Annotated in this window: 17 protein-coding genes; 6 read left to right on the top strand and 11 right to left on the bottom strand. The window is 56.8% G+C overall.

What is annotated here, in order from left to right:
- The 7 genes from ABEH87_RS19605 to ABEH87_RS19575 form a co-directional block, all read right to left on the bottom strand.
- Positions 1-280 (bottom strand): type VI secretion system contractile sheath small subunit (locus ABEH87_RS19605; RefSeq protein ID WP_346578830.1); only part of this gene is annotated, 280 nt, incomplete at its 3' end.
- A 331-nt stretch (positions 281-611) separates the two neighbouring features.
- Positions 612-1421 (bottom strand): hypothetical protein, encoded by an 810-nt coding sequence (locus tag ABEH87_RS19600; protein ID WP_346578829.1) that lies wholly within the window; start codon positions 1419-1421, stop codon positions 612-614.
- 22 nt (positions 1422-1443) lie between these two features.
- Positions 1444-1959, bottom strand: a complete 516-nt coding sequence (locus tag ABEH87_RS19595) for a fimbrial protein (RefSeq protein ID WP_346578827.1) — start codon at positions 1957-1959, stop codon at positions 1444-1446.
- A gap of 24 nt (positions 1960-1983) precedes the next feature.
- Entirely contained in the window at positions 1984-2763 is a 780-nt protein-coding gene (locus tag ABEH87_RS19590) for a fimbria/pilus periplasmic chaperone (protein WP_346578826.1), read from the bottom strand.
- A 44-nt stretch (positions 2764-2807) separates the two neighbouring features.
- On the bottom strand, positions 2808-5354 hold the full coding sequence (locus ABEH87_RS19585; RefSeq protein WP_346578825.1) for an outer membrane usher protein: 2547 nt from the start codon (positions 5352-5354) through the stop codon (positions 2808-2810).
- A 231-nt stretch (positions 5355-5585) separates the two neighbouring features.
- Positions 5586-6122 (bottom strand): fimbrial protein, encoded by a 537-nt coding sequence (locus ABEH87_RS19580; RefSeq protein ID WP_346578823.1) that lies wholly within the window; start codon positions 6120-6122, stop codon positions 5586-5588.
- A 485-nt stretch (positions 6123-6607) separates the two neighbouring features.
- Entirely contained in the window at positions 6608-7579 is a 972-nt protein-coding gene (locus tag ABEH87_RS19575; protein ID WP_346578821.1) for a GlxA family transcriptional regulator, read from the bottom strand.
- 137 nt (positions 7580-7716) lie between these two features.
- On the opposite strand from ABEH87_RS19575, the gene ABEH87_RS19570 reads away from it, so the two are divergent.
- Positions 7717-8166, top strand: a complete 450-nt coding sequence (locus ABEH87_RS19570) for a hypothetical protein (protein ID WP_346578820.1) — start codon at positions 7717-7719, stop codon at positions 8164-8166.
- A gap of 54 nt (positions 8167-8220) precedes the next feature.
- Here ABEH87_RS19570 and ABEH87_RS19565 read toward each other — a convergent pair whose 3' ends face one another.
- Positions 8221-9075 carry a hypothetical protein gene (locus ABEH87_RS19565; RefSeq protein ID WP_346578818.1) on the bottom strand — a complete coding sequence of 285 codons (855 nt, stop codon included), beginning with the start codon at positions 9073-9075 and terminating at the stop codon, positions 8221-8223.
- 479 nt (positions 9076-9554) lie between these two features.
- Between ABEH87_RS19565 and ABEH87_RS19560 the strand changes: the two genes are divergently transcribed.
- The 4 genes from ABEH87_RS19560 to ABEH87_RS19545 all read left to right on the top strand — a co-directional run bounded on the left by ABEH87_RS19560 (position 9555) and on the right by ABEH87_RS19545 (position 15813).
- Positions 9555-11060, top strand: coding sequence for an OmpA family protein (locus ABEH87_RS19560; RefSeq protein WP_346578816.1), 1506 nt, complete (start codon positions 9555-9557; stop codon positions 11058-11060).
- Between the two features lie 15 nt (positions 11061-11075).
- Positions 11076-12713, top strand: coding sequence for a hypothetical protein (locus ABEH87_RS19555; RefSeq protein ID WP_346578814.1), 1638 nt, complete (start codon positions 11076-11078; stop codon positions 12711-12713).
- A complete protein-coding gene (locus ABEH87_RS19550) occupies positions 12710-13540 on the top strand; it encodes a hypothetical protein (protein WP_346578812.1) in 831 nt (276 codons plus the stop codon). Before ABEH87_RS19555 ends, ABEH87_RS19550 begins: the two co-directional genes overlap by 4 nt.
- Positions 13541-13728: 188 nt before the next feature.
- Entirely contained in the window at positions 13729-15813 is a 2085-nt protein-coding gene (locus ABEH87_RS19545; protein ID WP_346578835.1) for a TonB-dependent siderophore receptor, read from the top strand.
- A 47-nt stretch (positions 15814-15860) separates the two neighbouring features.
- Here the strand turns inward: ABEH87_RS19545 and ABEH87_RS19540 are convergent, their stop codons facing one another.
- Positions 15861-16799, bottom strand: coding sequence for a LysR family transcriptional regulator (locus ABEH87_RS19540; protein ID WP_346578810.1), 939 nt, complete (start codon positions 16797-16799; stop codon positions 15861-15863).
- 99 nt (positions 16800-16898) lie between these two features.
- Between ABEH87_RS19540 and ABEH87_RS19535 the strand changes: the two genes are divergently transcribed.
- Positions 16899-18107 (top strand): MFS transporter, encoded by a 1209-nt coding sequence (locus ABEH87_RS19535; RefSeq protein WP_346578808.1) that lies wholly within the window; start codon positions 16899-16901, stop codon positions 18105-18107.
- Positions 18108-18170: 63 nt separating this feature from the next.
- Here ABEH87_RS19535 and ABEH87_RS19530 read toward each other — a convergent pair whose 3' ends face one another.
- Both ABEH87_RS19530 and fsa read right to left on the bottom strand, forming a co-directional pair.
- Positions 18171-19055 (bottom strand): hypothetical protein, encoded by an 885-nt coding sequence (locus ABEH87_RS19530; RefSeq protein WP_346578806.1) that lies wholly within the window; start codon positions 19053-19055, stop codon positions 18171-18173.
- Positions 19056-19142: 87 nt separating this feature from the next.
- A complete protein-coding gene (gene fsa, locus ABEH87_RS19525; RefSeq protein ID WP_346578804.1) occupies positions 19143-19808 on the bottom strand; it encodes a fructose-6-phosphate aldolase in 666 nt (221 codons plus the stop codon).
- Positions 19809-19842 lie beyond the last annotated feature (34 nt).

Raw genomic sequence — 19842 nt, 5'->3', positions numbered from 1 at the left:
TCAGCTTAACGTTCTCTTCGCTGCCGTCGCCGGCCAGGGTGTTCTCCACGGAGATATTGACCGCCGGGGAAAACTCCGCCAGCACGCTGTCGAAGTTGTTCTTGTTCACGTTCACTTTTTCGCGCTCCCACAGCGCGCGCTGTTCCTGTCCGTGGCTGAAGTCGCCGACCACCAGCAGCTTCAGCGGCAGCTCCATTTTCTTTTGGGCGTTACCGGTATGCAGATCCAGTCGGATATTGACGCGCGCTTTGGGGATCTCATTCTGATAAGAGTTGCTCATACATCCTCCTGTAAGTATGACCATGGAAAGCAGGCATTACGCACACTTTCCTTGTGTGTACAGGCGCGACTATATAGCAGCCAGTTCAATATGAGCAATATACCAGCTGTCAATTTTACATCTGATTTATATAGGAATTTTCTTGAAATTTGCATTAAGTTGCTGAATGAAATGGCTAAAGCTTGATGATTTTTTTTAGCAAAAAAATGATACTTCCCGAAAATGAGCACGAAAAAATGTCATTAAAATGACGCAAATGAACTATTCACCGTCAACAATAATAAATATATCTTATGGGAGTCTCGCGCCGGTTGTTTCCAGATCCCGCTCGTCAGTCAAGGGTGACGGTCAGTACGCTGTGACCCACTGCGGGCCCGACGTTTGCTCCGTCAGCTATGCGTATCTGGCTCCTCAGACTGACCTGGTTCATCCCTTTATTAAGGTGTATCTTTCCGCCCGCAGTATCAGCCGCCTCCAGGTTTGCGGTAATTCCGCTGCTGAGGACAACGCGATTGGGAGAAAACCCGATCTGCGCACTCACCTCGCGGGTACAGTCAACGTCGATGATCTGCTCCTTCCAGCCCTCCTGCTGAGAGCTCATCTCACCGTGATCAAACACAATATCCCTGTTCGACAGGACGCATCGCGCAGGTTGCGGCTCAGGTGCCTTTGCGGCAACACAGCCCTGTGGAATGGAGTAAAGGATCTCCGCATTGCCGGAGAAGTCGGAAATAATAACGGTACACAGCCTTGTTCCTTCCCATATCCGGTTCCCGTTCAGCTCCCTCACGGTAGCGATCGGGGTCCGGCACTGATATCCGGTGCTAAGATTCGCGTCAGGCAGCGTAAGATTATCGCTGTAAGGACAGCCCTCCGATCCATTCCTGGAGGGTTCATGTTTTACCCATGTTCCATCCCCTCTGACAACAACCAGCGTAATTCTCTGCAATTTGATGAGTTGAGGAGTCGGGTAGGTTTGATCGTCCCTGACCGGAACCATCGTCATGGGGATGTCAACACAGGTCTGCAAACCGCCATAGCAGGGGGACCGGACGGCTGGCCCCCGCTGTTGTCCGGTATATGCCCGGAATCCGCAGCACACAATAATGATGATGATGACTGGAATGAGGTTTTTAACCATGGGTTTTCATGCTCCACTTCCGTTACGGATAATCCACTTTCATGGTGGCGACAGCGGTGAAGTCACCGCCGGTCAGGGTCACGCCGGGCTGTTTGACCGGAATGGCCCACAGGGTCGGTTTTTGCGGGTAGGTAAAGTTCAGCCAGCTGTTAATAGCAAGCTGTGCGCTGCCCTGTTGCAGCCTGATACCCAGCCCGCTGGTGCTGGTTTGCAGTACTGAACCGTCGAACGCGGCACCATTTCCCTGGATCTGAATTCGCATGGCACCAGAGGGGGCACCCCGGCAATCCAGGGTGTAATTCACCGGCCGGCGATACTGGCTGCCGTCGAGGCGGGTCATCATTATGTTGCCAAACTCCACCGCAATCGCCTTGTTGTCATTAATGACGCAGGCGGGAGGAGCCACCACCGTCACCTTTACCGTCACCGTGGCACTGCTGTCTGCCACCGCAATCTGCGGCAGCACGATGCCCCCGGTCCCGTACAGCAACAGCAGACAGATTGCCTTGCCCTGCTGCCTGCCCGTCTCGTCTGTCATGCTCATACCTCCCCCCCAAACCGCTTACGCCTTCTTCTCCGGGACCACTTTGCAGACGCTGCCGCTGCAGCTAAAACTCAGCGTTGGCCGTCCACCGTAGTCGTTAACAAAGGTCAGAACCGGATGGTCCCCCACGCTGGCGGCACTCACCGTCAGCGGCAGGCTGCCCTTCGGCGGCACCATCATCGCGACAAACCCCCTGACGCCAGGGCCACCTTTCTTATCGCTCGCATCGACAAACGTGACGTAATAAGGCGTGGGATTCGCCACCATGTACTGGCCACCCTGCTTTGTCAGCGTGATTTGTTCCTGCGGGGGTGGGCCATTTTTGTCTGCCTCAATCCCCCGTGGGCGATAAAAAATCTTAATGCGCGTCTGCAGCGCTATCTGCAATGTGTTGGCTTTACTGCTCTTCGGAGGAATTTCCCGCAGGTTGAAAAAATAAAGCGTTTCGCGATCCTGCCTGAGCAGCTGCGCCGCGGGCAGAGCCTGGATTTTTACCTGGCTCAGCGTGCCGGGATCAAGGCGCTGAACGGGAGGAAGAACCGTCAGCGGGCTGTTGATTTTGTTGCCGTGCTCATCCTCGATCCAGCCCTGCGCCAGGTACGGCAGCTGCTTATTCTGGTTGCTGATGTTCAGGCTTACCGACGCCTGGCCGCCGTCAAAAATCAACCGGGTCCGGTCCAGCGCAATGGCGCCCTGTGCCTGTCGGGGTACTAGTGCCCCCGTCAGCAGTATGGCCAGTGCAGTTACGCGGGCGGTCCATGTGACCGTGTCATTTATGTTCAACTCGTTGTTACGCATGTTCTCTCCCCAGGCCTCAACGGGCTCTTTCAACAGGGTTTCAGTTACACCGATCCGCTGGTTTTCTCTGGTGCCTGACCGATCGGATGACATGGCAGCAGCAGCGGCGTTATCAGTCTCTCTGCCGGCAGGGACGGGGGCATCGGCACCTGACACTGCGCCGCCCCGTCCCAGCTCACCGTCATGACACCACCCGCGGTAATACCGCTCAGATAGACGCGGCCGCCGTCGCTGACAAAGCCGGTTTCCTGCTGGCGCGCATTCATCACTTTCGCACCAAACGGCGGTTCGCTGCCGTCTGCCAGCTTTATTACCGCCATGGCCTTCGCGCCGGCAATCACGGCAAACCTGCGGTAGCCAATAGCCCCCTCAGTCAGGGTGGCCTGCACCACCGATCGGGTCGCTTCTGCGTTATCGCCAAGCTGATTCAGATCGATGCTCGCCTGATTGCGGTAGTAACTGTTCACCTCCCCGATGACCGCTTTGCCCCAGGCATTGGTGCGGCTACTCCGGCCATAGCCGCGCACCGGGACATCGCGTACGCCCTGGGTATCAATCAACATCCGGGTGCCGCCCGCCATCGCGGTGCGATGCACCGCCCCTCCCTGTGCGGTCAGCGTCATTCCCCCCTGCGCCGATATCCCGACGGCACTGTAGCGCCCCTGCTGGTAACTGGCATTCGCACTCATGCTGGCGGCATCGCCTTCGTGGTCGTAATACCCGCTCACGTTCACCCCGCTGCGCGAAGTTCCCGTGCTCAGCTGATAACTGTTGTGCTCATCAATCCGGCCGTCATACCCCACCCGGTGAGTGGTGCCGCTGCCGCTCACGGCGGTGTTATAGCTCACCCTCGACTGGTCACCCCACGGCATCGACAGTGACAGATAAGCACCGTCGTCGTTGGCCCCGCGATATTGATTGCGGTAGGCCTGCAGCGACAGACTCACGTTGCGAAACCGCTTCAGATCGAAATCGCGCGAGAGCGTCATGTTGTAACGGTCGCTGGCTGGCCTGTCCCAGTAGGTCTGATGGTTGTAATTGACATAACTGCTGAGCCCCCACGTCCGGAAGTGTTTGTTGAAGGTGATCGTGTACATCTCTCTGTCGTTACCGGTTCGGGTAGCGTAATGACGCACGTCCAGATACTCGCTCATGCTCATGAAGTCCTGCCCGGAGAAACGGTAGCTGGCAAAGGTCACCTGGCTGTCGTACTCGTCGAAGTTTTTGGAGTAGCTCAGTCGATAAGAGCCGCCGTTGAGCGCGTCCTGTTTCTGCGGCAGCCGCGCCTGCGACTGCGTCGCGTCGAAAGAGAGCGCGCCCAGCAGCAGCAGATCGCGCCCGATACCCAGTGACAGAGCGCGATAGTCGCCGCCTCCCAGCACTCCGCCGAACAGCGACCAGCCGTTGCTGACGCCCCAGGAAAACTCGCCGGTGCCAAACACCGCGCCGCGCGAATGATGCTGCCAGTCAGAGGGTTTACCCGCTGCCAGCTTAAAGCGCAGCGCCCCCGGCCGCGTCAGGTAAGGGATGCTGGCCGTATTCACCACAAACGTCTGCACGCTGCCGTCCTGCTCTTCGACGCGCACGTTCAGCTCACCGCTCACCGCATCACTGATATCCCGAATGCGAAACGGCCCTGAGGCCACGGTCGTCTCGTACAGCACCCTTCCCTGCTGGCTGATAGTGACCCTGGCGTGCGTCTTTGCCACCCCCACCACTTCCGGCGCGTAACCGCGCAGGTTAGGAGGAAGCATATTGTCGTCCGATGTCAGACTCGCCCCGCTAAAGCGGAAGCTGTCGAACAGGCTGGAATCCAGGTCGCTCTCGCCGAGGATCAGCTTCGAACGCAGCGATGACAGCGCCCGATACGCATAATAGCGGCTCCATTCCAGCTGCTGACGGGTTGAAGGGCCGCTGCCGGTCTGACGATCGAAGTAGGCCTGCCAGTCCGCACGCAGGCGCCAGACGCCGAGGTTTGCTCCGGCCGTACCGTTACCGCTGACGGTCTGCGCGCCGCGACGATTGTGCTGCTGACGCTGGCTGCTGGCATTGACGCTATAGTCAAAAAGCAGGCCTGAAATGCCCTCGTCCCAGCGTGATGGCGGGTCCCAGCTATCGTCGCTGTACTCAAGGAACGCCTGCGGGATGTTCAGATACAGCGCGCTGGTGGCCAGCTCGCCGCGTACTTCCATCCCCGGTACGCTGGTCTCATCCAGGCATTCGCCCCCCTGCCACCAGGTCATGTCCCTGAGCATCGTCTCCCGGAAACCGAGGTGACTGACCAGCGTCCTGCTGATGCAGGCCCGGCTACCGCTGCGTTCATCCTTCGTGGCATAAAAGGAGATCGGCTGTTCCGGCAGATCGTTCCTGTTGACATGCACCACCATGTCGTAAGTACCCGGCATAATATAAAGGCCACGGGAAAACTGGCTCAGGTCGATATTTTTCCGGTCGTTAACATCCAGCACATCCGGATTAAACTGAATGTCTTCCGCCGCGCAGACCACCACCATCGGCGCACTCAGTATCAGTGAAATGCAAAAACCAACAACCTGAAGCCGCCCCCGATTTTCCGTTGGTGATAACGCCATATCCTTACCTTTTTTTAAAATATCTTTCTGCCCGGAACCCGACACAGTAAAAATATCTCTCCAGCGCTCAATACATAATGATCAACCGCCAGTTTAATAACATCATTCAATGAGAAACCCAGGAAATAAACCGACAGTCAGAACGTCCTTTTCAGGTGACGCATAAAAAATGCACGCGGGAATTCCGCATGCACAGAAAATAATGTTATTCATGGAGAAGATGTGAATGATTTAGTTATAGGCCAGGGTAAAGTTCGTCACCGCCTGAAAGTCACCTTCCGTAATCGTCGCTGCTGTGCCGTCACCCTTCATATAGGCTGCAAAATTAAGGCTATTATTCCCGTCCTGTAATACCTGCTCTTTCGTTGGTTTTCCCAACTCAATCGGCGTGCCGGCGCCGTCAGTGATGGCCACGCTGGCGCCACTGGCATTACCGGTAATCCCCAGCAGGCCGTTACCCGCCACAGACCCCATACCGCTGAATGTGACCTGCACCTTATTTTTGGTCGCCGGCGTGCCGAGGGCACAATTTTCCAGCCTGATATTAAAATACTTCGGCGTGGAGTGACCGCCGTCTTTCAGGGAAAGATTAGAAATCTGCCCTAATTCCACCGTCTGATCGACAGATTCAGGTGAAATAGAGCAGGGTGCATCAATAACCGTGCCGGCGAAGGTCACTTTACCATGCCCCTGGTCTGCGTGAGACTGAGTAGATATAGCCAAAATCATAGCGGCAACCAGCATGGATTTATTCATTTTCTCGAACATAACATACCCTTCCTTTATCGACTGCATTGAAATGACCAGGTGGCTGGCCTGAGTTAATTAAACCGCACTCATCCCCTTCTTACTTAAAGAGCAAGAAAATAATTAATCATTATTAAAAACAAGAGTTCATGAAGAAGTCGTAAATAAAGAAGATACATTTTTCAACTGAGTTAATTCTTACAGCTATGAGAGAAATAAAAAAGGAAAGAATATCAACAAGCGTAAAAACACCATATCAGAGCGTAGATGTGACATTTACTGCACTGCCAATAATAAATTCAACTACAAAGGATGAATTATCAGTGCAATTCTCTGATAAAAACAACTTCACGATATTTTAGGGCTGCAATTTGACTTTTTTTGATATCAGCTTGCCGATCACCCCGGCTTAACTGCCAGCAAAGCAGCACAACCGGGAAACAGAGTGTGTGCCTGAAAAAGCGCGCACCCTCCCTCGCGCGCTCTGATGTCACCCGCGATATGGCTCAATCGGACCAGGTGAAAAAACGCCGGTACTCAGCAGGCGAAGTACCATAATGTTTTAGAAAGCGCCGACGCAGTGTCGTTTCCCCTCCGAAGCCGCAACGCTCTGCAATACGCTTTACCGGCAGCCCGGTATCCAGCAGCAGGCTGCGGGCAGCTTCAAGGCGTAATTCTTCGACGGCTTTAGACGGTGTGGTCCCCATCTCCTTTCTGTAGTGCCGCACAAAGCTGCGTTCACTCATACAGGCGAATTCAGCGAGTGAACTCACTGACAAATTTGCGCTTAAATTGTTCGCCATCCAGGCGTGGAGGTCGGAAAAGCGTCCGGCTTCACACTGTAAGGATAAGGCGGTACTGAACTGTGCCTGACCACCGGGTCTTTTGCAGAAGACCACCATTTCACGTGCGACCTCCAGTGCCAGCTGATGGCCCAGATCGTTACTGAGCAACGCTAAGGCCAGATCAATGCCCGCCGTCACCCCGGCGGAGGTAAAGATATGTTCGTCCTGGATATAGATGGGATTATTTTCCACCCTGATACGGGGATATTGCCGGGCAAGCCTGTGACACAGCTGCCAGTGAGTCACGGCGCGACGCCCGTCCAGTATGCCTAATTCAGCGAGTAAAAATGCGCCGCTGCAAACGGAGGCGATCCTTCCCGCGACTGCCGCATGATTTTTCAGCCAGCCGCTTAATTTCTTATCAGGAGAGAACAGCTCTACCCCCCATCCTCCTGACACCACGATGGTATCCATGGCAAATCCCTTATCGGGAAGCGCCTCTGCCATTACCGGTAATGCTGCTGTGGTATTTACCAGCCCGGACTCGGACGCCACTACTTTAAGGCGGTACGGCTTTTCCTCACCCCGCTTATTCATAATCTCATTGGCAGTATTGAAAACCTGTAATGGACCACAGAGGTCCTGGATATTCACATGGGGAAAAATGACGAAGTAGATGTTTCGATGTGACATCAGGCAGCCTCTTCTTTGGCGTTAATTGACTGCATTTTGGCAGTTCAGTCGCTTTTAAAAATTGTATTGTTTTCTTCGGAAACAGGGAGCACCGCGCACTCACCGAAAATAAAAAATTCTCTCAGGTGAAAACGACATTGAGCAATTCAACGCTAAAATCCAAAAAGGTAAAAAACTATAGTTTACTCATAGAAGGAAGGATGCTTAGAATAACAGGCTGTCAGAAATCTGTGAAGCTCACTAAAAATCAGTCTAAATTATTCTTTTGCCTGCTCAATGAGATTCAGGAAAAGAAAGACATTATCCATTACATCTGGGGGGGCGAAACTCAAGACGACAGTGCTTACCGCCAGCTGGTCCGCCGCACCAGAAAACTATTATCTGATAAGGGATTCCCTAAAGAGACCATAATGACCATCTCTCATTATGGTCTGTGCATTAACAACGAGATTTTTAATATAAAAAAAACGCCGGATTTGTTACCCGGATGTATTCATAACACCAACAACACCAGGAAAATAACCGAACCTGATGACTTCAACATCGGGGACTTTATCAGCTCAACGTCCGTCGCGTTAAAACGCTGATGAGGCGAATGTCGCGATTATTTTCTGCGCCAGAATACCTATCGCAGGAGTCCCTCAGTCAAGCGTCTGTGCTTTTACCCAGGCAATCAGCGGAACGCCTTTCGCATTCACATAGCCAATATTGACCCACTGGCGATCGGATGAACGCTGAATAACCTTTACGCGATCGCCCGCCACCAGGTAAGCTCTGGTTTTGCTGTTATCCGCAGCGTCTGTAAACAGAACGGCCCGCGTCCCCACCGTTGAAACGTCATGAATACGGTTTAAAAACGGCAGAAGATGGCCGTTGATCAGGCCTGTCAGCGCTTTGTTGGTTTTCGCCAGCTGCTGATAGTCACTGACGTTATTTTTTGCCGGCGCATCGCAGCGCAAAATATTCATCACCTGGTGGGTATTGATCACGGCAAAATCCGTTTTCACCGCTTTAATGGTTGGCCGCATTGAGGTGAAGTTAAAGGCCTCTGCATCAGGCCGCGCAGAGCTTGCCAGCCTGTCCTGATCACCGACCCAGCTATAGCCGCAGGCTTCACCCGACCAGTCACTGGTGATACAGCCGTTATGCATATCCACCACGCTGCAATACGCCCTGTCGGTATACGTTACCGAACCATCTTCCTGCACTAAATCACCGCCCGACACGCTATTCACCACCAGATATCGCCCCGAGGGGGAAACATGAGACGAACCATCCTCCGAATAATAACGCTCTTCCTGAGTAATATCGGCCTGAGTCCCCCGGGACGAAAACAGGATTTTCCCCCATGCGTCACTGCCGTAATGTTCCCCGGTTTTTTTCTGCGAAAATGTCAGGGTCGTGCCTGCCGGCGAGTGGATCACCACGTCTGCATGGCTGCCGGTGGCAAACAAAAGAGAACATAAGATGAGACGGGCAGAGGGGCGCTTTATCATGACCAGACCTTAAATGGATGAAACCGAGCGCAGGAATATAGCACTCTGCTGAGTCTCGTTCACCACGGCTTGCGCTGCCTCATGCAGGCTATCGTTACGGGATGACAGCAGGGGCATTGACCACATAACTTTAAATGTTCTACTATTTGGCCGTTTTAACCCCCCTCTAAAAAATAATATCACCGGGGGGTGAAGGGTTTTGCTTTCTGTCATTAACTCTCCGTTTTCTATGCCATTATCCCGATAAGCTCACTTATCCGGGCAGGACTGCGCGTGGTTAACGCGGCAGGTCAGACAACGCGCTAACTTAAGACAAATTTTTGAATTATAACGATCGGCTACATAACAAAATCAGATCCGGCGTGGATTGAAAAAACGCTATTTCGCCATGAAAGAGCGAACGCCATAGCCAAAATAATTCGGGCGGCAGCCTGAAGCATGACGGATATAGTTATTCTCAGGGCAGGAGAAGGGATGAAATGAAGCAGTATCCATTAAGGAAGGTCAGCATGGTCGCAGCGATAGTCACGCTGACTTCCAGCTGTACCACAATGCATCAGGCAGGCCAGGATTACGGTACCGCCATTGGCTGCGTCGGCGGTGCGGCGCTGGGCGGGGGGTTAACCTATCTGCTCACCGGGGATGCCAAAAAAGCCCTGGCCGGGGGATTAATTGGCGGCGTGGCCGGCTGTGCCGCCGGAAATATCTGGCAGAACCGCGAAAAAGCGCTGGCAAAAATTGCGGCGGAAGAGAATATCGCCATCCAGACGCGGACGCTGGAAGCCCAGGCGAAAAGCAGTAAACAGGCCGTCGGTCTGGTGGCACAGGTGCAGGACAAAGGAATGTTCGATACCAACAGCGCCCAGCTCTCCGCTGACGGCCTGCGCCAGGTCAGAAAGCTGGCGGCAGCGATGAAAGAGGGCGATCAGGGCGGTGTGATCCTGGTGGTCGGCCATACCGATGCGACCGGCAACCCACAGCTCAACCAGCGCCTGTCCGAACAGCGCGCACAGAATGTGGGTCGGGTGCTGGAACAGGCAGGCCTGAGCAGCAAAAACCTCTACTTCCAGGGCGCAGGCTCCTCACGTCCGGTGGCCGATAACGCCAGCGCTGAGGGCCGCGCCGCCAACCGCCGTGTGGAACTGGCCGCCCTCGCCAGCGAAGCGCTGTTAAAGCAGCGTCTGGAACAGGAAGGCAGCAACCTCGCCTATCTGCGTTACAGCACCACCAGCGAAAACACTCCGCCAGCCAGCGCACGCGCGGCCTCCCCTAAGCGCAGCGGCACGGCGAAGAAAACCGCGTCCACGCCTGCCAGTCAAACCAGCACGTCACGTCCGGCAACCGCCGCCGCCAGCGCTGATACGCCAGCGGCCAGCGCACCGCAGGTACAGACCGCCTCCGGCCCGGCGGCGATCGTGGATTTTGGTGGTCAGCCGGTCAGCAGCAGCACGGCCACGATTGCGGCCAGCCTGAAACCGCGCAGCAGCGGCTTTAGCCTGATTTCGGAGGCCAATGCCAGCAGCGTGATGAAAAGCTGTTACAACGACAATGCACGCATCGGCGGCCAGGCGAAAAATCTGGCCAGCGGTCGGGCGGTGGAAACCAGTGCGACGAAGAACTATCTGCCGGGCATGAACGGTCGCGCCTGGGCCGGGCTGGTTAACGGCCATCTGGTTACCCTCTCCCCGGTGCGGGTGCTGAGTGATAACGCCACGGTGACGGAGAATCCGAAGGTGTATATCACCCGCGATTACCAGGCGAAACACAACCGCAAAGTTGATGCGCCGCTTTCTGCCGTTGCCAACGCCTGGGAAGGGGAAGACAGCATTCTGTATCGCGTTTACCTGCAAAATGAAAAGCAGCAGGCACTCTCCTGTATCGACCTTCTGGTACCTAAAGCCTCGAAAAAAGCGCAGCAGGGACAACTTTACTACAGCAACCACAACAGCCCATACCAGGCGGCCTACGCCCCTGTTGGTCTTTAAATTCAGGAACTGATCATGGAATTTCTGCAAAGTATTGCCGAGGCGATCTCTTTATATCGTTATATCTTCTGGCCGTTAGTGGGGCTGATGGCGCTGATGATCATCGTTATCCGCTGGTGGGATCAGGTGAGTTATTTCTTCCTCAATCTGATGAGCAGCCTGCCGCTGTTCGGCTACATCACCCGTCTTTCACGCAGCCATGAACCGCGCCGCCGTGGCACCGGCGGTCTGGCCTGGTACCCGGCGGAAGAGGCCATCTGCGCTAAATACTGGCAGTATTATAAAACCTCTAACCTGGATGCTGACTTCTATCTGCGCTGCGTCAACTATCTGAATAAAGTGGATGAACGTGGCCGCAAGCCGACCGGTATTATTCTCTGGTGCGTCAGTATCGCCCTCGTGCTGCTGGAAGCGTTTATTTTTGCGCTGGTGCTGTCACCGTTTATCGCCAACAACATCTCCGCCAATCAGGCAGAGTTTTCCGCCATTGTCATCTCGGTCCTGATCGGCGTGGTGCTGGTGCCAGCGACCCACCTGATGGGGTCTGAACTGCATAAGAATACGCTGCTGAAGAAGATCCGCTACTGGTACGCGGAAGCGCGCCAGAGTAACAATGCGCAGGGGCTGAGCAAGAACTACGAGCTCTCTCTGGAAACCACGCGCCTGGACGATAACGATCCCAACTATCGCCAGATGCTGAACCGCGTGACTCACAACGTGCAGATCACCCCGCAGTACTGGGCCACAGGCATCGCCCTGGCGCTGATCCTGTTCTTTGCGGTGGGGGCTTACTTCGTCCGCGCCGCGACCATCGATGCTGTCGATACCCAGGCCGTTAACGGTTCGCCTTTCAGTCAGCAGACGGCTGCCGCCTCCGGCTCGCCGTTTGACCTGCCTGCCGCCGCCGTTGAAGACAATGCCAGCGCCGACCGTCAGGCCGCGCACGAGATCTCCGATAACCGCGTGTTTGCCTCCAAGCTGACCTTTATTATCCTGTCAGTGATTTTCGTCGGCGTGCAGCTGATCGGTATTCTGATCGGCCTGTTCCGCTCCTTTGCCGGGATCGAGTCAAAGACGGCATCAAAATACATTGGCAACTTCAGCGGTTCCGAAGAATTTGCCACCTGGCACGCTATGCGCCGCGAACGCGTGGAGCGCGATGCCCAGGAGAAGCTGACCTCGCTGCAAAATCGTCTGATGATGAAGCGCTCTAACAGCCAGAGCGAAGCGCTGACGGCCCTGCCTACCTTCCATGACTATGCCAGTGGCAAAGTCCGTGACAAAGCGCGCCTTGATGCCGAGCAGCAGGTTCAGATGCAGGAATACAGCGTGCCTCCGGCGGCCCCGGTGGCAGCACCGGCCCCTGCGCCTGCACCTGTCGTTCAGGCCCCTGTTGTGCCACAGCCCGTCGTCACCGCCCCGGCCGCCGTTCAGGCCGTAGCACCTGAACCGGTCGCCGCGCCTGCGGCAGTCACCCCGGTTGCCGATGACGCTGAAAAGCAGCAGATCCACGCCCTGGGCGACCTCACCTCATTCAGCGCCGACGAGCTGCAGCTGATTGCTGACGATCAGGGACTGTCGCTGCCCGCGTTGCAAAAGCGCCAGCAGGTGCAGGCTCTGCTGAGCAAAGCCCGTAACGGAGGGACGGCATGAAACGCCTTATCGCACTGATCCTGCTGGGTCTGAGCGCTACGCTGCATGCCGCCGAGCGTAACGATATTCCCAGCTGCTACAGCTATGCCCGACTGGATGCCGAACGCCCGCCCGCCAGCGGGCGCGAACTGGTGATCGTCATCGATCAGACGGTCAAAGTGCCGACCGAGCTGAAGAAGTCGATCTGGCATCAGGTGCTGCGCTTCGCCCAGCCGGGCGACCATATCATCATGTATCAGTTCTCGGCGCTGCTGCAGGACAACTACATGAAACGCACCTTCGACGGCAGGCTGGAAGCCCCGTTTACCAATCAGAAAGCGCGTAACAGTCTGGGGATGGACAGCCTCAAGTCGCTGGATGGCTGCCTGACGCAGCAGAAGCAGTTCTTTGAGCAGACCATCGGGAAAAAGCTGGCGGCGGCCTTTGCGGAACAGGGCGATAACATCGCGAAAAGCGAGATTATGGACAGCCTGAAGCGCATCAGCGCAGATCTGAAAGCGGAACCGGAGCAGGCGAAAACCCTGCTGCTGGTGTCCGATATGCTGGAAAACAGCGATTTCGGCAGCTTCTACAGCAATAACCAGATCCGTCTGCTGGTGCCGGAAAAAGAGATGCAGCGCGTCAGCAAGCAGAATCTGCTGGCCGATTTCGCCGGCAGCCGGGTCTATATTGCCGGGGCCGGGCTGATCGACAGCGATGCGAAAAATAACTACCGTTCCGGAAAAATTGTGCAGCAGCTGGAAGCCTTCTGGCGCGCCTATTTTGACGCCTCCCACGCGACGGTGGTCAGTTTTGGCGCACCGGAACTGACGGTCGATTTGCAGTAAATCCGCGCTCTGAAACCTGCATTGCCCCTAACGCGCGCCCCTCTCCGGGCGCGCGTTTTTTTGATAGCCGTTAAATTTATTTTCGGAAGTTATTGCATAGTTAGTGCTAATGATAATAATTGTCGTTATCTTTAATATTCTCATTGGCATCTTAATCCATGTTAAATACCAGGCCCTGTATTCTCGCTATGCTGGTCGCCAGCACCTGCGCCACGTTTGCCCACGCGGCGGCCACCGATGAAAAAACGCTGGTGGTCAGCGCCTCTGACTCCACTGCGGCTGCCCTGCCCGCTTATACCAACAGCGCCACCAAATCGGCGGTGCCGGAAAGCAAAACCCCACAGGTGATCAACACCGTCGGCAGTAAAGAGATCGCCGCGCGTCACGCGAACTCGCTGAATGAAATCCTGCGCTATGTGCCTGGGGTCTCTACCGAAACCCGCGGGTCGACCTCGTATATGAGCGAATATAAAATTCGCGGCTTTACGGTGGATAACTCGTATTACGACGGCCTGCAGCTGCCGTATAACGTCACCGGCAATACCAAAGCCAATATCGACCCGATTCTGATCGACCACGTTGATATCCTGAAAGGCCCGGCCTCGGTGCTGTATGGCAATGGTTCACCGGGTGGCCTGGTGAATATTCAGAGCAAGAAACCGCAGAAAGAGCAGAAAACGGAAGTCGGCTTTAACAGCGGCAGCCGCAACCTGCGCGAAGGCTATCTCGACAGCACCGGGGCGATTGCCGACAGCGACTGGAGCTATCGCTTTATCGGTAAAGCCAGCGCCGGAGACGACCAGCCGCACACCACCAAAAGCGAAAGCTATCTGCTGGCGCCGTCCCTGACCTGGCAACCGTCGGACAAAACCCGCCTGACGATTGATGCGCAGTATCAGGATATCCCCAGCCTGACGCCGTCGGATACCATGCCGCTGGCCGCGCTGAAATCCTCTGAAGCCTCGCGCCGCTCCTACGCCGGTGACCGCTGGAGCGGCTTTAAGCAGCGCCAGTGGATGCTCGGTTACAGCTTTGAACACGAGTTTGATAACGGCTGGGGCGTGGCGCAGAAGGCTCGCTACTTTGGCGTCAAAACGCATCAGCAAAGCATCTACGCTACCCGCCTGACCAATCCGGCGCTCAGCGACAGCCAGCTGGACCGCTTTGCCTATACCACCGATGAAGATCTGAAGAGTTTCAACATCGACAACCAGGTGACCAGACAATGGCAGCTGGGCGACTGGAAACACCATCTGCTGGCGGGCGTGGACTATCAGCATCTGGACTCCCACTTCAACTACCGGTATGCCGCGAACGAAGCACCCGGCATCGATTTAGGCAATCCGGACTACAATCAGGTGAACGAATCGGCGCTGGGTCTGTATACCGCCCAGCTCAACCGTCTGAGCTATAACCAGACCGGCTACTACTTCCAGGACCAGGTGGAGTACGGCAACCTGAGCCTGATCGCCGGGCTGCGCTACGACGACTACCGCTCTACCGGGACCAATTATCTCGGCAATAATGAGAAAGAGTGGGTGGCGCAGCATCGCCTGACCAAACGCCTCGGCGCGCTCTACACCTTCGATAACGGTATTGCGCCGTTTATCAGCTATTCCGAAGGCTTCAACCCGGTTTCACCTGCGGGCAACCTGACCGCCACCAAACCGACCACCAGCCGCCAGCTGGAGGGCGGGGTGAAGTACCTGCTGGCCGATTACGCCACCACGTTCACCGCCTCGGTGTTCAATATTCGTCAGAAAAACGTGCTGACTTCCGATCTCAACTTCCTGAGCTACCGTCAGACCGGAGAAATTGAGTCGAAAGGGGCAGAGCTGTCGGTCATCAGTCGTCCGACCGACAATATCAGCCTGATTGCCAACTACGCCTATACCCACGCGCTGAATACCAAAGATGATAAATATCAGGGTAAACGCCCGACCCAGGTGGCGGAAAATACCGTTAACCTGTGGGGTGATTACACCTTCGACAGCAACGCGCTGCGCGGGCTGACCGTCGGCGCCGGGGCGCGTTACGTCGGCCCGATGGAGATTTCTATGGCCAACGACCAGGGGAAACTCGGCGGCACCACGCTGTGGGATATGGCGGTGTCGTACAATATGGCGGCGGTGTCTCCGCAGCTGGCCGGGGTCACGCTGAAAGCCAGCGCGCAGAACCTGACCAACAAAGAGACCTTCACCTGCTACGACAGCAACAACTGCTGGATCGGTCGTGACCGCACCTGGCAGGCGGGCGTCAGCTACAGCTTCTGATCCCTCTCCCGGCGGGCACTCTCTTCAGGAGTGCCCTTTTTTTTGCTTTAGCGCACCGGGTGCTGCGTTCCCGTCAGCGCCGGCATGACTTCACGCATCATCGCCAGGAACATGCGCAGGCGCGCCGGGTAATAGCGGGCATGTGGATAGACCAGATACACCGGCAGCGCCGCCGCCTGCCAGTCAGGGGCCAGATGAAGCAACGTGCCCTGCGCAATATCCTCCTGCACCACCCACGACGAGGCAATCCCCACCCCCATTCCCGCCAGTACGGCATTTCGCAGCGCATACAGGCTGTCGGTCAGCAAACGCGGCTGAATATCAAAACGCTGATTTTCCCCGCTGGGAAGATGCGTCAGCGCAACGCTGTGACGATAGAACGTGCTGAGGGCCAGCCACGGCAGGCTCTGTAGCTGCTGCGGATGCTGCAGCACCGCATCCGGCGGCATCAGCGCAGGCGAGCCGATCACAATGCGCGGCACTTCCGCCACCAGCAGCGCCACCACCGATGGCTCAGTCACCGGGCCAACGTGCACCGCACAGTCGATCCCCTCGGCAATAAAGTCCGGGTGCCGGTCGCTCAGCATCCATTCAACGGTCATCTGCGGGTAACGCTGCAAATAGTTTTGCAGCGGCTGGATCATCTGGTCCTGCCCGAAGGCGTGCGGGGCCAGTACGCGCAGCACGCCCTGCGGCTCCTCGGTAACGCCGCGCAGGTCGTCCTCAATGTCCTGCCAGCTCTCCAGCAGGGTTCTGGCGTGGGCGTAACAGCGTTCGCCATCTTCCGTCAGCTTCATTACGTGCGTGGTGCGCTGCACCAGCTTCAGCCCCAGCAGTTTTTCCAGGGTTTGCAGGCGACGGCTGACGGTGGGCTGACTGGTGCCCAGACGTGCTGCCGCCGCAGACAAATTGCCAGCCTCCACGATGCGCACAAAGGTCTGCATCAGTTCTATACGGTCAACGCCGGGAAATTGAGAAGTGTTCATACGCCTATCGTATAACAGTTCTACCAGGCAGGCGACTACCGCAACCGCTGGTAACGGACAATAATAGCGTCAACTTCACTGATACACAGGTTTCACACCATGTCGATACACACCCCTTCTTCAACGCAGCCGCTGTCCGGCCCGACCGTCCTGATGCTGGCCAGCGGCGCCGGCTTCAGCGTGGCGTCTATCTACTACAGCCAGCCGATGCTGGAAATTTTATCCAGCGAGCTTCAGGCCAGCGTGACAACCAGCGGGCTGGTGCCGACGCTGACGCAGATAGGCTATGCGCTCGGCATTCTGCTGCTGGCTCCGCTGGGGGATCGCCACGACCGCCGCACCATTATCACCATCAAGGGCGTGCTTCTGACCCTGGCGCTGCTGCTCAGCGCCGCTGCCGGTAATATGATGGTGCTGCTGGCCGCCAGCCTGGCAATTGGCATTACCGCGACGATGGCACAGGACATCGTGCCGGCCTCTGCCAGCCTGTCGCCGGAGTCACAGCGCGGCAAAACCGTCGGCACGGTGATGACCGGACTGCTGCTCGGCATCCTGCTCTCCAGGGTGGTCAGCGGGCTGGTGGCACAGTATTTCGGCTGGCGGACCATGTTTGTGCTCGCTGCCGCGCTGGTGCTGATGATTACGCTGGTGCTCTGGCGTCGCCTGCCGCATATCGCCCCCAGCACAAAACTGGCCTACCCGGCCCTGCTGGCATCGATGCGCCACCTGTGGATGCATCACGGTGAGCTGCGTCGCGCCGCCCTGGCGCAGGGGCTGTTGTCTGTCGGTTTCAGTGCCTTCTGGTCAACGCTGGCCGTGATGCTGCACAGCCATTATGGTCTGGGCAGTGCCGCCGCCGGGGCCTTTGGTCTGGCAGGCGCGGCCGGGGCGATGGCCGCTCCGCTGGCGGGAATGATGGCCGATCGTCGCGGCCCGGCGCTGGTGACGCAGTTCAGTACCGCACTGGCCACGCTGTCGTTCGCCGCGCTGTTCATGCTGCCGCTGCTGCCGGTTCCGGCCCAGCTGGCGCTGATTGTACTCTCCGCCATCGGCTTTGATTTTGGCGTTCAGGCCACGCTGGTGTCGCACCAGACGCTGATCTTCGGTCTGGAACCTGCCGCCCGCAGCCGTCTGAATGCGCTGATGTTTACCGGGGTGTTTATCGGGATGGCCGTCGGTTCGGCGCTGGGCAGTCTGATACTGGAAAAAGCGGGCTGGCCGGGCGTGGTGGCGCTGCTGACGCTGGCCGGTGCGGGAAGCTTTGTGGTGCGAATGAATGCCCGCCGCATCAGGCTGGCACAGGGTTAACGCGGGACAGGACGTGAATGCTCATCCCCTGCCAGGCCGTCGCGGCAGGGGATAAGCGCCGCGTTACTCAGCGTTTTTTTGGTAAAAGTCATCCCACTGTTTGCGGTAGACATCAAGCTGCTTCAGGGCATTCTCAATCGACGATTGCGCCTTATTATCAGGATTCGGCGTGTTGTTAATCACGTCGGCAAAGGCACTGAACGTCGCCTCCATATTCTTGCTGAGCGTCGTTGCCGCCAGCATCGCAGCCAGTTCAACCTGCGGGCGCGCCGTACCGCTTTGCACCTGGTTAAGATAGTCTCGCGCTTCAGCCTGCATTGCGCCAGTACCGTACTGGGTGGCGATATCAAGCATCCCCTGGGCAGACAGTAAGGTTCGCGCTTCACGCACGGCAATCTTGTCGGCCGTCATATCGTCAACAATCTTCGTCGCCTGCTGCTGGCGATCCGGTGCGACATATTTTTCCACCAGCTTATGCAGTCTGGCCTGCGTTAAGGTCAGGGCCATCGCTTCGGAGGTATCGGTGTTGTCGTACTGGTTGCGGCCGACCTGGCCATCGGCCAGCGCGTCGTGCAGGGCGGCGGCAAACGCATCCATACTGGCCTGCGTATTGTCGCTGGTCATGCCCAGCAGCGGGCTGAAGGTGCGGGCATCCCATTGCGTGTTGGGATCGTTGAACAGGTCATAGCCCAGATTGATCGCCGGGGCCTGACCGGCAGATTTACCGGCATGCAGATCCTTCAGGTTTTCCTCCTGCTGTTCCGCCGTCAGCGGTTCAGCGGAAGCCTGAGCCAGCCGCGCTCTGCCTTCCGGGGAAATCATCACCACGCTGGCGGGTAAGGTTTTCCCGGTAATACTTTCAGTCACTGCGTTTGTTGTTGCTTCCCCTGCATTGGTGGCGATGAATCCTCTTGCCACGCTGTCTGTTACTCCACTGATTACGCCCATAATGCCCTCTACGGTTTTTTCATCGGTAGATTAATTTATCGGCAACAGGTAAGAATTCTTTACGTAACTCTGAAGGTCCGCCGGGGTTCAGGACAGCGTCAGGCTGCCATAGGCCGATGACCAGTCCTGGTCAAAGCGTTGCAGCGCGCTGTCTACCGCCGGATCGAGCAGGAACAGCTCCGCTACGTCGGGATCGACGGTGATCGCCTGGCAGCCCGCCAGCATACAGTCCAGCACCTGACGCGGCGTGCGGAAGCTGGCGGCCAGCACTTTGCTCTGCGGGCAGTGCAGATCCAGCAGGGTTTGCAGCTCGCGCACCAGCGCAATGCCGTCGCCGCCCTGGGCATCGACCCGGTTAACGTAAGGCGCGATATAGCTGGCCCCGGCCAGCGCGGCATAAAACCCCTGCCCCGCGCCGTACACCGCTGTGCCGAGCGTGGGGATATTCTGGCGGGTCAGCGCCTTAATCGCCGTCAGGCCCTGATGGGTCACCGGGACTTTGACCACCAGTGACGGCACGATCTCACGCAGCCGTAAGGCTTCATCCACCATCGCCGCCGCCTCACGGGCGATCACCTGAGCAAACAGGGTACTGTCAGCGGGCAGAATCGAGACCAGCTCCTCCAGCACGCTGCTGAGCGGGCGTTGACTGCGCGCCACAATACTCGGATTGGTAGTCACCCCTTTTACCGGCAGCACCGCTGCCAGGCGTTTCACCACCGCCACATCCGCCGTATCTAAATAGAATTCCATCACATCCTCCGGGAGCGTACTGAACGTTTCATCT

It is taken from the genome of Erwinia sp. Eh17-17, from assembly GCF_039675725.1.
Taxonomy (GTDB): Bacteria; Pseudomonadota; Gammaproteobacteria; order Enterobacterales; family Enterobacteriaceae; genus Erwinia.
The sequence above is the reverse complement of the archived record's forward strand: the minus strand, read 5'-3'. Positions and strand labels throughout refer to the sequence as shown.

Coding starts and splice junctions, on each gene's coding strand:
- ABEH87_RS19600 (WP_346578829.1), bottom strand. CDS start 1,421: ATGGTTAAAAACCTCATTCCAGTCATCATCATCATTATTGTGTGCTGC.
- ABEH87_RS19595 (WP_346578827.1), bottom strand. CDS start 1,959: ATGACAGACGAGACGGGCAGGCAGCAGGGCAAGGCAATCTGTCTGCTG.
- ABEH87_RS19590 (WP_346578826.1), bottom strand. CDS start 2,763: ATGCGTAACAACGAGTTGAACATAAATGACACGGTCACATGGACCGCC.
- ABEH87_RS19585 (WP_346578825.1), bottom strand. CDS start 5,354: ATGGCGTTATCACCAACGGAAAATCGGGGGCGGCTTCAGGTTGTTGGT.
- ABEH87_RS19580 (WP_346578823.1), bottom strand. CDS start 6,122: ATGTTCGAGAAAATGAATAAATCCATGCTGGTTGCCGCTATGATTTTG.
- ABEH87_RS19575 (WP_346578821.1), bottom strand. CDS start 7,579: ATGTCACATCGAAACATCTACTTCGTCATTTTTCCCCATGTGAATATC.
- ABEH87_RS19565 (WP_346578818.1), bottom strand. CDS start 9,075: ATGATAAAGCGCCCCTCTGCCCGTCTCATCTTATGTTCTCTTTTGTTT.
- ABEH87_RS19560 (WP_346578816.1), top strand. CDS start 9,555: ATGAAGCAGTATCCATTAAGGAAGGTCAGCATGGTCGCAGCGATAGTC.
- ABEH87_RS19555 (WP_346578814.1), top strand. CDS start 11,076: ATGGAATTTCTGCAAAGTATTGCCGAGGCGATCTCTTTATATCGTTAT.
- ABEH87_RS19550 (WP_346578812.1), top strand. CDS start 12,710: ATGAAACGCCTTATCGCACTGATCCTGCTGGGTCTGAGCGCTACGCTG.
- ABEH87_RS19545 (WP_346578835.1), top strand. CDS start 13,729: ATGCTGGTCGCCAGCACCTGCGCCACGTTTGCCCACGCGGCGGCCACC.
- ABEH87_RS19540 (WP_346578810.1), bottom strand. CDS start 16,799: ATGAACACTTCTCAATTTCCCGGCGTTGACCGTATAGAACTGATGCAG.
- ABEH87_RS19535 (WP_346578808.1), top strand. CDS start 16,899: ATGTCGATACACACCCCTTCTTCAACGCAGCCGCTGTCCGGCCCGACC.
- ABEH87_RS19530 (WP_346578806.1), bottom strand. CDS start 19,055: ATGGGCGTAATCAGTGGAGTAACAGACAGCGTGGCAAGAGGATTCATC.
- fsa (WP_346578804.1), bottom strand. CDS start 19,808: ATGGAATTCTATTTAGATACGGCGGATGTGGCGGTGGTGAAACGCCTG.